This is a genomic window from Veillonella sp. R32, assembly GCF_010093125.1.
GTDB lineage: Bacteria > Bacillota > Negativicutes > Veillonellales > Veillonellaceae > Veillonella_A.
In genome coordinates this window covers 68115-86025 of the sequence record NZ_NMZQ01000001.1, presented here as the reverse complement: position 1 = coordinate 86025, position 17911 = coordinate 68115, and the positions used below count along the sequence as shown (strand labels likewise).

Sequence of the window (17911 nt, the reverse complement as noted above, 5' to 3'; positions counted from 1 at the left end):
TCCTGAAAACTCCTTTATTGCGCTGCACTGTAAGAAGCAATAATAGCATCCGTTACATCCACAGCATTTACATTTGACACTTCATTAATAACGATTAAATCTAAATTCTGTTCTTTAGCAACTACCATAGCACGCATGCGCACATCTTCTAAAATAGCATCATGTAACGCATCTACTTCACTCTGTTTAGCCTTCAAACGACTATCCCAAGCCGTATTCCAATCCGCTGGATTAGGCAAATTATTAGTTGCCAAAATAGAATCGGCCTTCGCTTTCATCATTTCATCGCGCCGAGCTAGTAACTCTTTTTGTAAACTAGCGGCATAGTCATCCAATTCCTTTTGCCCTGAAGCGCGTAATGGCGCCAATTCACCATCTACTTTTTGCTCTAATTCTTGAATTTCATGCCCCGCTACAGATTGACTGCGCTGTGCTAACAATGTTTTTAGTTCTTCTTCTTTAGCTGCCCGTTCAGCGGCAATAGAAGCTTTTTGTTCTTCAGTAATTGCTAGCGGTTGGGTATTACTACTCAATTCTAATTGCAGATTAACAATTCTTAAATCCGCATCAGTCATATCAGTCTTTAATTCACTGCGATATTTATTAATAAGAGTAATGCGTTGTTTTTGATAGGCAATATTTAATTCTTGTTCTTTGGCTTTAACTTTACTCATTAATTCCGTATTGAGTAAATCCGTAATTTCTTTATCAGAACCTAAGGACTGTAAAGCTAAGGACTGTTCTTGTGATTTCAAGGTTAACGATTGTTGCTCGCTTTTATACTTAGCTTGCAAATCTTCTAATTCTTTTTTAGCTTTCGTATATTCTTCATAGGAAGGATTGAATGAGATTACCTTATCCATTTTAACCAGCCCTACCTTAGGCAAATTAGTATTGCTCGTAGGCTTAGCCGTATCTAACCGATTATGAATAAAAATCCCTAGTAGTAAGGCCACAATAACAACGACAGCTACTAAAATCCAACGATAGGTTAGCTTCATTGCAAGGCCTCCTTTCTACCTATCCATCCATACGAATTCTTCATTAATTGATTATTTTTGACTATTTCCATCAGTTGTTTCAGCACCACTGTTTAATTTTTTCTGTACTTGATCAGTAATGTCAACGCCACCATATAAAACGGTACGTTTATCCATAACAATTGACAAGCCTTTCGCATCAGCCACTGCTTTAGATGCTTCGCCTACTTGGTCCTGAATTTTCTTCTGAATTTCCATCATTTTATCTTGTACTTTACCTTGATATTGAGAGGCTAACTCAGCTTTTTGATTGTCATCCATATTAGCAGATTTGCTATTGAATTCATCACTAAGCTGTTTTTTATAGTCATCTAACTCTTTATTAGCCGCTACTACAGCTGGTGACGCAGCACTCAATACTTTAGTAGTATCAATAACACCAATGTTGCTATTTGTATCGGAAGCCATACTTGGCGTAGCCATCTGTGTATAGGCGATAGCCCCAATACCTAACAAGAAAATAACAGCAACAAACAAGGAAACAAATTTTTTATTTTTTTGGTTATTAATTAACCGCATCATAGGCAATATACCTTCTTTCTTACTAACTTCTAATTACATTATAACCTATATTTTAAATATAACCGATTAAACGGAGCCATTTATTATCTTCCGTCACCACATATTCCAAGGTTAAGTAATTATTCAAATCATACGCTAAACCAAATTCATTGTGGTTAATACCGAAATCTCGTTGCGCTCTTACATGCCATCGCTCGCCAATATCTTGACGAAGCCAAGCACGACTATATTTATCAGATAGATTATATTGATACGCAATCGTCGTATCCGGCGTAATATGATAGGCATAGGACGGATAAAAAGACCATTTATAGGAATCAGGGAAGAAATTAGTTTCTAAATACCAATCGCCTCGCCCTTGTTTCACCCCTGTAAAGAGCTTAAATCCTACATTATGTTCTGCCTCAGACCCCATATCCAAGTACGCTTCGCCTCGTACAATATAACGGGACGAGTCCACTTGAATCTTTAACAATAAATCAGTGCCTAATTGTAAACTAGGCATCATAGAGATGCCAAATCGTTCACTGGCACGACTATTATTTAAGCCTTGTTGTACCTGACTTAAAATATCCCCTTCATGACGTGCAATAAACGCCACGGGCACACCTTCAAAACCAACTAAGTAATTATCATAGTACCGTTTCGTAGCAAAAAAGATGCTAGACGGTAGCGTATTGGAAGCAATTTCCGTGCTACTATGACGTACAACGGCACCTTGAGGAATTAAATACACCCGCACTTTTGTATGAGTGCCAGGTGTAATGTCTACTTGGGGAATAAATTCTGGTAAGGCTCCTTCTAACTCATTGCGCACCAACTGGCTGGTTACAGCCGATGCCCAATCTAACGAATCTAAAGGCGCCCCTAGTAGAATTTGCTCAATTCTTGGTTCTACAAACGCTACATCCTGAGCCACTAGTTGTTGTGCAGTCGGTGTTAAATTACCATACTCTACGGCTACATCCACAGTTTGAATGGTTTGACCATAAGGCCGTAACCGCACCGCTAATTCACTAGTCGTGCCGGGCGTAATAGTCAAAGACTCAACTGTATAGCCGTATAAAATACGGTCAATAATATCCGTTGTAACCTTATGATAGGTGGCTTCACCAGCTTGCACAACCTCAGTATCAACGCCAATATACAATTTATCGGCCGCTGTTTGAACCGCAGCGGTCATACGCTTGGCCAATACAGCTGGCAACGGCTGTTTAGCACCTTCTAGATGCACCGTCACCGCTTCAATCGGTTCTGCGTGAGCAATCGATGTGGTAGTAGCGGCCATACAAATGGCCGCCCCCACGCATAAGCCCCAACGTTTCATAATTAGAATTGTCCACCAAAGCTGAAGTGGAATTTCTTGTCATCTTTACTTACACCATAGTCAAGACGAATTGGTCCAATTGGTGTAGAAATACGAACACCAGCACCAACGGAGATGTTGAAGGATTTATCATCATCATACCAAGTAACATGTGGTGCATCCCAAGCATCACCCATATCAGTGAAGAGTACGCCCGTTACTTTATTGAAGATTGGTACACGGTATTCTAAGGTAGCATTGTACATTTTCTTACCACGGAACTGATCATCTTCAAAACCACGAAGCGTATCAGCACCACCTAAGGTATAGAGGGCACTATACGGTACATCCCCTTGCGCCCAACCTAAACGAGCACGGAAGGCAAGAACTTGATCTTTGCCAATTTGTTTATAGCTACGATATTCACCTGTAAATTTGTAGTAATCAAAATCACCACCAAGACCATGACCAGCCCATTGAACCGTACCAGATAAACGTTTACCACGTTTTGGATCATAAATATTATCACGGGAGTCAAATACTTTTTGCCAAGTTACACTATTGGTACGACCAAAGTTATTTTCAATATAGTTATCACCAGCAAAATCGTATTTACCATTATTCCAGGAATATCCAGGGAAGCGATTTGCTTCCTCTTGTGTCTTAGGACCTTCACCAGCACCGGCAGCATAGTTATAACCACTATTTTCATCTTCGTCAAACTTCCAGCCGTCTTTACGTGTTTCAAGAGTTACATAGTCACGAGTATATTCGCCAGTCTGACGACCTAAGGATACGCTCACACCTTTTTGAGTTTTAACGTATTCGGAAATATCTTCCCCGTCAGAGTTATAGTCAGTATAAGTATCTTCACGGTCAAAAATAGTCAAGCCAAGGGACGTCCCTTTGTCATCAATCCAAGGACGTAAATAGGATACAGAGTAGTTTTTGTAACCAGCCGTTCCACCAAATTCCCAGTGAACTTTAACTTTATCGCCAGTACCACGCAAGTTGTCTTCCCCAACTTCTACGATACCTACGAAACCGTCAGAATCAGAATAACCAGCACCTAAGGTGATAGTCCCTGTTTTATGTTCCAATACGTCAATTTCAAGAACCACTTTATCTGGTGTAGAACCTTCTAATAAACGAACGTTAACATCATCAAAATAGCCTAAGTTGTAAACTTTTTCAACGGAACGACGAACTAAGAATTTATTGAAAGGTTGGCCTTTCTTTTGATTAAATTCACGAAGAATTACATAATCTTTGGTCTTTTTATTACCATGAGGCACGATGTCTTCCACAATACCTTCCGTAATGGAAATATGAAGCACACCATTTTCATCAACGGCTAAATCATTAACACGAGCCAAAATGTAGCCATCACGATTATAGGCGGCATTAATCCCTTGAATGCGTTCCCCTACTTGTACTGTATTAAGAACTGTATTAGGCTGTACATTCAAATAGTTAACAAGCATTTCATTGCTATATACAGTGTTACCTTCAAATTGTACAGATTTAACAATAGGGTTAACGGTAACTTTATAAGCTACTTTAACACCTTCTGGTACAACTGTAATAACAGGGTTGATTTCAGATAAATAACCTGTAGCGCCTAAAGCAGCAATGTCTGCTTTAATGGTATCCACCGTTAAGGTATCACCAATATGGCTTTTCAAGAGAGCTACATATTCCCCTTGCACGTCCGCAGGAATACCATCAACAGAGAAACCAGTCATAACTTTCCCCACATATGGCTGTAAGGCTTCATCGGTCACACTGGAGAAATAACGAGCATCTGGTGTCGTAATTTCAGTCTGTACCCCAGCAGCTTGTTGCTGTTCTAGTTTAGCACCTTCCCCTTTAGCAATCGTCAAAACACCTTTATCTTGTGTAGCTAACGATGAGTTATCTAATTCCTGACGTTTTGCTTCTTTTTCATCAGATTGTTGTGCTTCTTCAATACCACCACGAGCCGCTGTAATAGCGTCTTGTGCCGCTGCCTCACTAGCATCCACTGTGCTAGCTACCGTCGTTGTGGTCTGTGTGTTTGTAGCCGTTGTTTCATCAGCGGCCCACACCGTAGTGCCACTTAATGCCGCGACTACAGCTACAGCCAACATGTTCTTATAGGCTCTCTTATTCATCATTTACTACATCCTCCTAAAAAATAATGCCTTCTTATTTTAAACACATTGTTTATTACTTCTAAATTACATTGTACCTATTATTCTTGTCCTCTCAGACTTCGTCCCCCTTCGCGTACAGCCTCTTGAATCTGAGTTGTACTTATAACTGGTGTTGTAACTGTTTCGTTTGTTTGTGTATTTTCAGTGGCCGCCACCGGTGCTTCCTCAGGAATACTCTTAGTATCTGACGACGGTGAAACTTCTGAACTTGGTTCCACCCCAGCCCCCGTATTCGGTGCAGACGTAACAACTGGTTGATTTGCACTTGCCGGCTCAGAAGTATTCTGATTAATCGCTGGACTAACATCATTCGTTTCCGTCACTGGTGTAGCTGTCGATGCAGGTACTGAAGGCTTTACCGTTGTTCCTATAGAATCTGACTCTTGTAGTCTATCTACGGCTGGCGTTGTTGGCGGCACGGGTGTTAGCGAACCTTGCCACATATAATAGGTCATACCTAGTAATAAAAGTATACCTATTACCAACGGCCAATAACCTAAGCGCTGCCATAAGGTAGGCGTATGCTTCTCATCAAGATGTTGCATTTCCGCCTTAGCTAGCATCAATTGTAACTGCCCTTTAGTGGTGGAATCATCGGCATACGCTTGTTCAGCCTTGTCAAGCCAAGTCTTCACTGAGCGAATGCGTTTCTCCATATTGTCACTCGTCTTATTCATAACGGCCTCCTTTCATACTTACATATTCGTAAGAAAGGATGATTTTGTGAACTACTTATATCACATTAATCTGTTTTATTATAGCACAGATACGACATTTTATTAAGAATTCCTTGCAACTTCACGGTTAGTTTATAATATTTTTTTAAAAGTTTAGCTTTTCAGCCGTTTTTAATCAAAAAAAGAACCACTCTATGAGCCATCTCTTAGAGCAGTTCTTCTTATTATTCATTCCAAATTTTCCGCGTACGACTCAGCATACCGCGCAAGCGTTTAATCCCCTGGCGATGCAAGCGATGAATATAGCTATTACTCGTAGCTAATTCACCAGCTACTGAGGCAATAGAACGATCCGCTAAATACACTTGTTCCATCACATGTCGTTCATTGCCAGGCAAACGTTCTAGAGCATCAACAACCACTTGTTGAAACGCTTTAGACTCTACGGCCATTTCAATGGAAGGACCTTCATCAGGCAGTTGTTCCCACCAATATTCATCCTCCTCATTGGGTGCACTTAAAACGGTACCACCCTTGCCCTCTTTACGCAAATAATCAAGTATGCGACCACGCACGCGATGCACTGCGTACAAAGAAAAGGCAACACCTTTAGTATAGTCAAAGCGTTCCACCGCTTCAATCAAGCCTACAGTACCTTCTTGAACACAATCCATTACATCCGCCACAACTTGCCGATAGGCCATCGCTTCACGAAATACCAAGGGTTGATAATGTTCAATGAGGGCCGTTCGTGCCGTTTCATCATCATTCTCTCGATACGCTTGCCATAAAGCGCGCTCTTCTTCTGGCGTTAACAATTTAATTTTTTCCAGTTCTGCCAAATATGACGTAAACATAACGACCCTCCTTCCTCATTTAAAATTCGTAGGTCCACTGACCACCAATGTACGAATGGTCATTACTATTCATCCAACCATTGATACTAAAATTATTATTAATATCATACAAAATACCATAGGACTGTAAATCATTATTAAGCCCTTGGCTATAAGTTACCATTAAGTTTGGCAATAAATACTTGCCAATTTCAATATTATAATAACTGTTCGTTTCACTATTGATAGGTTCATTAGGGTCAATAGAACCAGTTGTTATATTGATTAAATCAAGCCCAAAGGTGTCTTTTAACGGCCCTTCAATATAGCCCATCAATGCGGAACGTACCCCAGCCGCTAACAAAGCATTAGCATCATCTGAAGATACACTGCTGTCATTGCCGGAACTATAGCCGAAGGTAAGTAAGGACACGATTTGACGTTCCTCTAAATGCGGATCAGAGGTCAATCGTAAATCCATTTGTTCAACCGAACCCTCTACTTCCATATAAACACGATAGGAACGAACACGCGACTCAGCTTTTACATGCAATAATGGTAAGAACGAGCCTTGCATGAAATCCGCTTTACCTTCAGTAATCTTAAAGCTATTATTCAAGTATTTTAAAGTACCTTCCTCAACATGGAATTCCCCTTCCACATGAGGGAACGCCGTAGTACCACCAATATGAGCGCCACCACCAAGAGTGAAGTCATATAAACCACCACTATATAAGCGAACTTTTTTACCTACATTAACGGTAAAGTCCAAACCAATAGGGTCGCCCCCCTCAGTCGTAGCAAAGGATAATGGAATCATCAAGGTATCTTTTTCTAAATCTAGGTGTCCTACTACCGTAGGTAATCCCTCTTTCAACATAATACCAACTTCACCATTTAATGGCCCTGTAAAGTATTCGTGTTCTACTTCTAAATTATTTAATTGAATAACACCTGCATAATTCGTCAAGCTAGTACCTTGCCAGCTCAATTCGCCAGATAAACCAGCATTGCCCTTACCCATAGTAGCGCCACCAATTAATTCAGCTTTCTGATTTTTGAAAATTAATTGTGCCGACACATCAGTTAAATCTTTTTTTACACCATCAAAATGAATCAAACCATTATCTACACTAATCGTGCCATTTACTAAAGGTTGATCATAATTCCCAGTAATATGGAGTACCCCTTTTAATGGGCCCACCCCTTCAGTAATAGCTGGGAACATGAGCGGTAATACAGCCAAATCAGCCTCATTCACATCAAGGGTTAAATCCATAGCTGATGTATCACCTGGTGGTAAATAACCTGATGTATAGAAGGCCGCTAATGGCACTGTACCACGGAGTTTTGCCTTATATTCACCCCGTTGCCCCACTAATTGTTGCAAATGGATGACCTTATCTTCCATAGTCGCCATGGCGTATACACGGTCAAGGCCAACCCCATTATAGCTAGCACCGGCCAACTCAGCCGATAATTCTACATGAGGATTTAAGGTTTTACCCGTTACATTCGCTATAAAATGGATATTCCCAGAAGCGGCAACAGGCTGTTTCATCAAAGGTAATAGTGATTCAATAGCTACATTATTAGCTGCAATCTGAATATCACTATCTCCATTTAAGTCAGCCGTACCTACCGCCGCTAGCATGCCAGAACCAATAGGTAGTTCACCTTTTTTTATGGTCACTTTTTTATCTTGTAAGGTTACTTCTAAATTAGCCGTGCCCCAAGGATTACCACCTACAACGATATCATCAATAGTACCGGTCAAAGTCATGTCAGGGTTTTTAAGATTGCCGCCTAAATCAAGACGGCCGTTAATGAAACCACTGGTATTAGGTACATCAATATTAGCTAGTCGTAAGAAATTGGACAATTCGCCATTTTCCATAGTAGCATAGCCAAATAATCGTTGGCTTCCATCTAAGGACATACCACCATCAATGAGGAATTTACCTTGTTCCCCTTCTTCAAAGGATACCTTATCCAAATGAACGACCGTTGGGTCCGCATAAATACCACCGGATACATTACGCAAGGTCATTCCATTAATGCCAATTTCACTAGACCCTAAGGTGCCCTGTACCACCGGCTTATCCAACGTACCTGTAAGCGTTCCTTCAATCGTCATGTAACCATCGACTTCCGCATACTCTTTGAGCCAAGGGCGAAGATAAATAGTATCGCCTAAGAAACTAAAATTAAGATTCCCATCTTTATATATACCATGACCATGGAAGGTCGCTCCATAAGCTTGGGCCACTAAATCGCGTATTCCAAAAGCATTATCCCCATAGCGGAAGGCAAAGCGCACATCACTGAAAAGTTTCCCCTTCACAGAGCCATCCCAAGCGTGAACAAAACCACGAACCTGCGGATTTGCCAAAGTACCTTTAATCTCAGTTCGCAAATTAAGCCAACCAGTGATTGGCAAATCAGGCACAAAACTTTGTGCTACATTTTCAATACGGACTGTATAAGCACTAGCTTGTAAATCTAAGGCTTGCGAAGCCCCTAAATCAGCCGTACCAGCCACATTGTAGTAACCATGACCATCTTGCACAAATCCATTGGTAATAGTTACCAATTTATTATTCATCGCAATATCCGCATACGCATTGTCAAAGCGAACACCTGCTATACGACCGCCGTCAGAAGCAATTTTAGCCGCTACTGTCGGATTATTGAAACTGCCTTCAACAGTCCCCGTAATAGTGCCTGTCCCCTCCATAGGTTGGTTGACATACTCACTAAACATAGCTAGCGGCACGTCCTTAGCATTAAATTGTAAGTCTAAACTATCAGTCGTCGCTGTGCCGTAGGCTGTAAAGGACCCCTCACCTATAGTGCCATTTAAATAGTTAATACGATATTGACCATCAGCGCCATCAATCTGGCCTGATAAAGTATCGGTAGCAATGGATTCATAGCCAATCCCTTGTCCTTCAAAGGTAGCAGATACCGTAGGTGCCGACGATACTACATTGCCTTTTACATAGGCTTTACCGCGGACAGTACCATGAAGGGGTTCACCGATGGCTTGTCCTATAATGCCCAATGGAATATGACTGCCTTCCAGCGATAATTCATAGTCTTGCGATTTCAAATTGAATTGGCCACGACCATTCGCTTCGCCACCATTTAGAGCCAACTCTACATCAGATATGTCTAGCACATCCTTGCTATACGCCAGCGTGGCAATCCCTTTTTGTAGTACATAACCTTCATAATTGACATTATTAGCTTCCACCGTAGCGTTCACAATAGGGTCTGTAAACGTGCCATACACATGGGCCACCGCATCAACAGAGCCTGTAACGCCTTTATCTAGCAAGGCTTCGATTTGAACGGCTTGACCACGCAAGGTTAAATTAAGTGCTGGCGCATCTAAGTCCGCCACATCTACATTACCATGAGCAAAAAATTGCTGCCCATTAATAGCTACACGGCCATCCGTAACAGTAATCGTAGTGCCATCAAAGTTAACATGACCGGCTCCTTGTCGAAGTTCATACGGCGTAGTCCCTATATCGGAATTACTATAATCTACGGCCATATTCTTAAGATCAAGACCGCCTTCATAGGTCATAGCACCTTCTTTACGATTAATGGTTAACGCCACATTTTCAACCGTGCCCCCTAAAATCTGTGCACTTACGTCCTTAGGAATTAAGTCATTAATATAATTCAACGTAAGGGATGGCGATTTTATAAATAAGGAAAAGTCAGCTGACTCATCATTAGTATACGAACCTTTAACTGTAATTGGCTGGGCATCCACATTAGCCGATAAAGCCCCATCAATAACAGGATACTCTCCTAGTTTAACAGCCCCATTAATCGCATCAACTGAAGTTTTACGCCCATTGAGCCACGCTAATTTAGCAATCCCATTATTCAAAATAATATTGCCACGAAACTCCATAGGCTTATCGCTATCACTCTTCTTGACTAAGGAAGTTACATTCCATGTATTCTCAGAGGTTTCTACGGCATACACCGTAGGGTCCGTTAATGTCACCGAATGAATCAAACGCAACGCTGACGATTCTGTAAATGGTAATTTAGCTGCTTCTAATATGTCTAATGACACTTCTGTATTAGGCACATCGGCAACTAACGCACCATGCTGATCCTTAATCTGCAAATCGTCAATATGAACGGTGCCATCCCAACCTATTTTGAAACTCTTATAGGAAGCCGTACCATTAATTGCTGTATTTAATTGTTCTTGTACGATAGGTCCTACTATTTGTTCCCCTACAGGTCGCAATAGTTGGGCGCCGCCAAAGGCTACAGCTAACGCTACTGCTGCAGCCAGCCACTTACGCTGTCCCTTTTTCATTTACAACTCCTCGCACATAGTCCACTCAAAGTAAATATAGTCTACATCAAAAGCCTCGCCTCCGGCTCTTGACACTTTATAAATCCTGATTTTTCAATATTATTATACAGCAATTGTCACTTGAAACCTATCTTTATTTACTAGCCCCAGCTACTAACGTTGACAATGTTTGACTTGCCTTAGCCTCATTAACTAACGCTTCCGCACCACCTACTGGGGTTTCCAAAGGTACCCCCATAGCCGTTTCTAAGGAAGCAACGGCAATATTGTAATTAAATAAAGCATCTACATAATTATTACGAGCTGTTTCTAATTCAGTTTCAGCATCGAGTACATCAAGGTTAGTGCCTACACCAGCACGATAGCGTAAGGAAGCAATACGGAAGTTTTCTTGACCTTGTTCTACCGCCACTTTAGTACTTTGAATCGTTTGTTCAGCAGATTTCATATTTAAATACGCTTTGCGAACTGCTAAATTAATGCTGTCCATAGCCTGGTAGTTTGCTTCTTTAGCTTTTTCTAAATTAGCTTCAGCTACTTTAATTCCTTCACTAGTAGCGCCACCATCCCATAAACTCCAGGATACAGACGCCCTAATTGTCCAGTTATCATTATCAGTACCGCCCCAGTCACTGCCAGACCAAGCTTGCTTTGCCGTAGCGCTTAAGGTTGGTAAATAACCAGCTTTAGCAGATTTAATTTGTTCCTCATACGATTTTACAGCCATAGTATTCTGTACTAATTCAGCACGATGAAGCATTGCATAAGCCTGTGCTTCCTGTAGGCTTACATTATAAGGGGTATAGCCAAGGCTACTATCAGCCGTTTCTACACTAGTATTAACAGGTAAACCAATGGAGTTATTTAAAGTTGCTTCTGCTAAATCAGCTGCATTTTTAGCTTCTACTAAAGAAGTTTGGGCATTCGCTAACGAAGTCTGCGATGCTAATACATCCGACTTAGCTACAATCCCTACATTGTATTGTTGATTTACATTCGTTAAATGACCATCATAATCTTTAACGGATTGTTCAGCAATATCCACTTTATTACGAGCCTGAATGAGCGTGAAGTAATTCGTAGCCGCTGTTAATTTTGCAGTTTGACGCTCAGCTTCTAACGCAGCACTATAACCTTCTCGGGAATAACGAGCTGCATCAATAGCTGCTTCCGCTTTACCACCTGTATAAATTGGTACTGCTAAGGTAAAGGTATTGCTAGCTGAGTCACCAATTACTGTGCCGCCCGTTTGAGTTTGTGAACTACCGCGGCCACCGCTATAACCATAACTTATTGTTGGGTTTTTAGCCGCTGCGGCCACACTAACCTGTGCTTTAGCTGCTTCATAAGCCCAACCAGCTTGACGTACATCACGATTATTATTCAAAGCTAATTCCACCGTATGTGGTAATGTTAAGGATACTTTATCACCAATTACTTCATCCGTGGCAATTTTGTTGGCTACCGTTTGCTGTGTTGTAACTAACGCGGCTTGTTGATATTTTGTAAGTTTACTATCAGTTGTTGTGTCAGCGGCCCATACGCTAGTAGCTGATAAAGCTACTACAACGGCCAAAGAAAGTGCTTTTTTATTTACCATGCTTATTACCTCCAAGTATTAAAAGACATGTCGAATACCATAGAAATTGCCACCATTTTCAGCACTAAACGGTCGAATAAACTGAGCCACTGCATAAGTGTCTTCAAATAAACGAACTTCACTGCGAATACGATAGCGTGTATCGTTTAAATCCATAACGGCTGCTGAAATAGAAAACGGACCATTTAGACCATAATCAATGCCTACGCCTACGTCACCATCAAACAAACCACCACGGAACAAAAAATCATCCGCTACATACTTACCATAAGTAAGCTCTAAACGACTATCATCACCAATATTAGTAGCTCCTAACGTGAACATACTCTTGCCAAACTGCAAACGGAAATCTGCATTAGGATTGTATTTATTACGCGTTGTATTATACAACAGCTCCATATTGGCGCTTGCCTTAAAAGGGTACTTTTTTCCGGAATCACTGCTATCTACATCTCCCCCAGTGAGACGATTTAACTTTGTAGTTAATTGAGCTGTATTATGCAGCGTTTCTTTAATATCCTTACTACTTTGCGGATCAGTAACGACCCCCTCCATAGATGTAGCCATATTATTGATACTATCTGTTGTCGTTTTCAAATTACTTAAAATAGCACGCATATCGCTGGCCGCTTGACCATCGCCATTTAGTTCATTTAACGACGTATCTAATTGACTGGTAATATCAGTCATATTCCGAGTGATGTTCGCCATATTAGAGGTAATTTCATTCAAATTACCTTCATTGGCAGCTACCATCTGATTCATACGGGCCGTAAGCTCAGCCGTATTATTAGCAATGGATTCGGTCGAACGCAACGCATTGCGTAAGGATGCCTGAGTCTGCGCATCACCAATAATATTATTAATGGAGCCTAAGGTTTTATTGGCCTCTTCCATTAATACCGTAGCTTGACGCATCGTTTTATCAATGTCACTTTGCCCATCCCCCTGTACCGTATCACCATCCCTTAAGAATGTTTTAGAATGTCCAGGTGTGATTTGGATGAATTTATCCCCTAAAATCCCATCATTTGCTAAAATAAATTCTGAATCAATAGGAATTTCAGTGTCTTCTTTAATTTCCATAGTCAACACAACGCCTTTTGAGGTTACTTCCATATCCGTAACCCGACCTACAGCAACCCCCGAATATTTAATCTGATTGCCTGTCTTAAGCCCTGTTACTGACTGAAACTCCCCTGTAATATGCATTTGCGGTGGTTGGAATAACTCCAAACGACCTAAAAAGATAACGCATGCCGCAAATAAGCAAAGGCCAATTATGGTAAACAAGCCTACCTTAGCCTCTGTACTCCACTTCATTTATTTCGTCCCCCTATCTGCGGTTTCAAGCATATCACCGCCATGTATAAATTGCTGTACCAACGGATTCTTCGACTGTCTAAATACCGCTGGACTCGAAACTTCAATAAACTTGCCTTCATCTAACAAGGCAATACGGTCAGCCACATAAAAAGCGGACTGCATGTCATGAGTAACTACAATCGAGGTGCAATGAAAATGCTGTTGCATACCTCGAATTAACTTACTAATAGTACCCGATGTAATCGGATCTAAGCCAGACGTCGGTTCATCATATAAAATTATGCTCGGATTGAGCGCAATGGCTCTAGCCAGGCTAATTCGCTTTTTCATCCCCCCTGATAGTTCATTGGGCATATAATCAGCCGTATCAGGTAGACCTACTAAGTCTAATTTTTCTTGTACAATCTCTTTAATATGGGAATTTTTTAGCTCTGTGTGTTGCCGTAAACCAAATGCTACATTTTCCGCTACCGTCATAGAGTCAAACAAGGCAGAGTACTGAAAAACCATACCCATCTTTTCACGTACCCGGTTAAACTCATCCTCGGCTAGGCCTACCACATCAACACCATCAACTAAAATTCGGCCACTATTAGGACGTTGTAGTCCAATAACGAGTCGCAAAATAGTACTTTTACCAGCACCACTACCACCAAGTACCACCAAGGTCTCGCCATCTTCTATTTTCAAATTTACATGATCTAGAATGACTCGATCATCGTAAGCCACCACTACATCTTGCAGTTCAATCATGAAACTATCCTCAAACTCTTCTTAATTCAAAATACTACGAATTATCTTTTAATACAATACATATCATTTAATGCAAAAAATTATTACTTAATATAATAATAACGATAAAAAGTAATTCAACACAAAGACTAAAATAATGCTAGTAACTACCGAGCTAGTCGTTGCATTCCCTACGGCAGCAGCGCCCATTTTAGTGTACATGCCCTTATAAGAACCTACCAAAGCGATAACAGCACCAAAAACACTAGCTTTAATCAAACCATAAGTCAAATCACTGGTCACTGCAAAAAGCTGAATGGAATCAGTATAGGTCATACCCGCTAAGCCTTTAAAAGCCGTAGCCACTACATAACCGCCACCAATACCAATAAGCACGCCATAAAAAGCTAAAATTGGCACCATAATCATACAGGCAATCACTCTTGGCACCACTAAATAACCAATAGGATTGACGGCCATCACTTTAAGGGCATCAATTTGTTCTGTTACTTTCATCGTCCCTAGTTCCGCTGTAATAGCAGCCCCCACTCGACCAGCAAGGACTACACCTACTAGCACGGGCCCCAATTCACGGCCCATAGCAATCGCCATAATGCCACCAACCGTGCCTTGCGCGCCATAACGCACCAAAATATCCGTAATTTGCAAAGTCATTACGGCCCCTGCAAATAACAACGTTAAGCTAATAATGGGTAGTGAATCAACCCCCAAATGAGCCATCTGAAATATTACATGCCGCCAATTAGCCTGTCCCAATTGTTTAATTGTTTGTCCAATTAAAATGACCGCTTCACCACAACGGGCTAGCCAAAGTAGCACTTCACGGCCAATCGCCTCTATCCACTGCAAGGATATTCCTCCTCTTACAACCAAGCCTATTCAGCTTCTAATTTACATGTTAGCAATAAAATTACTGAACATGATTACTACCCCTCATTTTAGCACAAAACCAAAGCTATTGTCATCAGTACCAGCAAGGTTTCTGCCCATTTTTTCGATTATTTTGAAAAAATTTTCCTTCTCTTTACAATTTAAGTCACATACTCTTCATAATTATTTCATACGCCCTTCACAATGATGCAAAACCTTTAGGAAATACGCACTCCCCCTAGAAAAATACGCAAAAAGCTGTACAACTAATTATGTGCAATTAGTCATACAGCTTCTATTCAAAGTTTATTCTAAGTTAGAAGTCTCACTAGTATCACCGTTTGAATCAGACGGTTTTGACTCTCCTTTATGAGTGTCACTCGGCTTTTGTTCATCCTTACTAGCATCAGCTGGTTTCACTGTCTCTTTGTTAGAATCAGTCGGTTTCACTGCCTCTTTGTTAGAATCCGTCGGTTTCACTTCATCCTTGTTAGAGTCAGAAGCTTTCACGTCGCCTTGCTTGGTCGACGTCTGCTTAGCATCATCTTTTTTAGCCGCTTCTTGCTTAGCTTCCTCTTTCAATTTCTTGGCATGTTCTTTCGCCAATTTTGCTTTCGCTTTATCACGATCCGCTGGGGACATAATATTTAATACAAATTGACCATCACCACGAATGACATATTCTGTGTCAATCTTTGCTTTATATGGTTCTTTATCATTTTTATCGTCAATACCTGGAATCGATTCCTTGCCCTTTGCCTTTGGCACTGCGCCAGGAATCTGCGTATCTTCTACGCCATCGATTTTAGCGCTCTTAGTGGAAGAACTATCACTATCTTCTACCATGCTCACGCCATCTTCCAAGATTTCAACAACAATCTGATTATTTGTATCTGTATTACGAAGCTCTTTGTAAAATTCATCGAAATCCTTATAGGTCTTCAACCGACGAATAATTTCATCTGTTAAATTATACTTCTGCTTTTCCAATAAGTATGGCAATGGTATAACGCCACCGCCTCGTACTTCTAGTGTTACTTCGCCTAAAGGTTGATCGTTAGGCACGGTGAAAAAGATTTCTTTTGTCACCGGTTCTCCGCGGAATGGTTGTAATTTAACATTAATCACAATAGTATCCCCTGGTGAAGCTACGGCAGGCGACAAGGTGGCATCCGCAACCATCGCCGTCTTAGTATCTTTAGTAACTGCCGCATCTACTTGAATACCTGCAATTTCATAATTAATAAAGCGGTTATTCATAAGTGCATCTAAAATATTATAAAATTCATCTACACTCTTTACGCCAATGGATTCAGAGGAATAGAACATATTCGTCCGCTCTAAAGTTGGAATTTTACTGTCCCGTGGTTGAATCTTCACAGACAGGGTAGACGTCCCTTCGCCACTGCGATCCAGTGTTTTACTTAAGAAACTATATACCGCCGTCGCACCTAAAGTAGGTGTCAATTCATCCGCTTCTACCACTTTAACACCAGCTTCACGAGTTCGATTCATGTCCAAATCGCGAATGGTAATCGCCATAGGAATACCACTAATAATATGACCAGATGTTCCCGCAATGCCAGCCCCACGGTCTTCCGTAACAGCCCCTACTTCGGCCCCCATAGAACCTAATTTAAAACCAGACTCCACACTTTTTACTACCGTAAAAATGGAGGCATTATGCATAAAGTAACCGACTGAACCGCGTTTCAAAAAGGGATGTCCAAAAGCAACAACCTTATCTTGATCTACATAGGTAACAGTACCGATGGCACCCAATTTCAAATCGCCATCAACCAATAGGGCTGCCACCGAACCACCAGCTTTCAATGGTTTAGGCACATCATCGCCATCAGCGGCCGCCGTATCGTAAGTACTATATTGATACGATGGCAATTTACCTTTCATATAGTCTAGCGCATCAGGGTCAAACCCATAGGCCATAAGTGGTGTACCTAACGGAATCAACTGGCTATCGCGCCAAGGATTCGCCAAGTTCTTCTCATAGGGAATATTCCATAACTTAACCATATCTTCTATAGGCGTAATCATGCCAATGGTACCGTCAGCAAAGCCCCAACCATAGGCTACCGCCCCCACGAGCTTGCCATTAATATAAGCAGGACTACCACTCATACCATGAACGATACCACCCGTTTGATCCATAATAGGTCCTGAAAATTTAGCTAAGATTAAATCCCCTGAAGGACCGCGGTCTTTCATGACCCCTAATACTTTTAAATTAAAACTGGATATATCGTCACCAGTTACAACGGTATCAACATGCCCTTCCATTCCCGTACGCACGTCTGACACAGGCAAGAAGTCAACAGCCTGCGCTGAAGACGCTACTGTACAATAAAAGAAAAGCGCCAGTACACCTTTCATATACCGGCGTGATGAACGAATTAACTTCATTCATATCTCCTCTC

General features: G+C 41.2%; 12 protein-coding genes. All 12 read right to left on the bottom strand.

Annotation, left to right across the window (positions count from 1 at the left end):
* Positions 1–14 precede the first annotated feature (14 nt).
* Positions 15–1001, bottom strand: coding sequence for a hypothetical protein (locus VER_RS00365; RefSeq protein WP_162098913.1), 987 nt, complete (start codon positions 999–1001; stop codon positions 15–17).
* A gap of 51 nt (positions 1002–1052) precedes the next feature.
* Positions 1053–1562 carry an OmpH family outer membrane protein gene (locus VER_RS00360; RefSeq protein WP_162098912.1) on the bottom strand — a complete coding sequence of 170 codons (510 nt, stop codon included), beginning with the start codon at positions 1560–1562 and terminating at the stop codon, positions 1053–1055.
* A gap of 52 nt (positions 1563–1614) precedes the next feature.
* Positions 1615–2889, bottom strand: a complete 1275-nt coding sequence (locus VER_RS00355) for a hypothetical protein (RefSeq protein WP_162098911.1) — start codon at positions 2887–2889, stop codon at positions 1615–1617.
* Positions 2890–2891: 2 nt separating this feature from the next.
* A complete protein-coding gene (locus VER_RS00350; protein WP_162098910.1) occupies positions 2892–5024 on the bottom strand; it encodes an outer membrane protein assembly factor in 2133 nt (710 codons plus the stop codon).
* A gap of 77 nt (positions 5025–5101) precedes the next feature.
* Complete coding sequence (locus tag VER_RS00345; protein WP_162098909.1) at positions 5102–5740, bottom strand: hypothetical protein; 639 nt, start codon at positions 5738–5740, stop codon at positions 5102–5104.
* Positions 5741–5964: 224 nt separating this feature from the next.
* Complete coding sequence (locus tag VER_RS00340) at positions 5965–6597, bottom strand: sigma-70 family RNA polymerase sigma factor (protein ID WP_162098908.1); 633 nt, start codon at positions 6595–6597, stop codon at positions 5965–5967.
* A 19-nt stretch (positions 6598–6616) separates the two neighbouring features.
* Complete coding sequence (locus VER_RS00335) at positions 6617–10927, bottom strand: translocation/assembly module TamB domain-containing protein (RefSeq protein WP_162098907.1); 4311 nt, start codon at positions 10925–10927, stop codon at positions 6617–6619.
* 133 nt (positions 10928–11060) lie between these two features.
* Entirely contained in the window at positions 11061–12527 is a 1467-nt protein-coding gene (locus tag VER_RS00330) for a TolC family protein (RefSeq protein WP_162098906.1), read from the bottom strand.
* Positions 12528–12545: 18 nt separating this feature from the next.
* Positions 12546–13850 (bottom strand): MlaD family protein, encoded by a 1305-nt coding sequence (locus tag VER_RS00325; protein WP_162098905.1) that lies wholly within the window; start codon positions 13848–13850, stop codon positions 12546–12548.
* Positions 13851–14606: an ABC transporter ATP-binding protein gene (locus VER_RS00320; RefSeq protein WP_162098904.1), complete on the bottom strand. Its 756-nt coding sequence runs from the start codon at positions 14604–14606 to the stop codon at positions 13851–13853. It abuts the gene before it with no gap.
* Between the two features lie 87 nt (positions 14607–14693).
* Entirely contained in the window at positions 14694–15455 is a 762-nt protein-coding gene (locus VER_RS00315; protein WP_162098903.1) for an ABC transporter permease, read from the bottom strand.
* Positions 15456–15782: 327 nt separating this feature from the next.
* The gene (locus VER_RS00310; protein ID WP_162098902.1) at positions 15783–17897 is read right to left on the bottom strand and encodes a SpoIVB peptidase S55 domain-containing protein; all 2115 of its coding nucleotides are present in this window, start codon (positions 17895–17897) and stop codon (positions 15783–15785) included.
* Positions 17898–17911 lie beyond the last annotated feature (14 nt).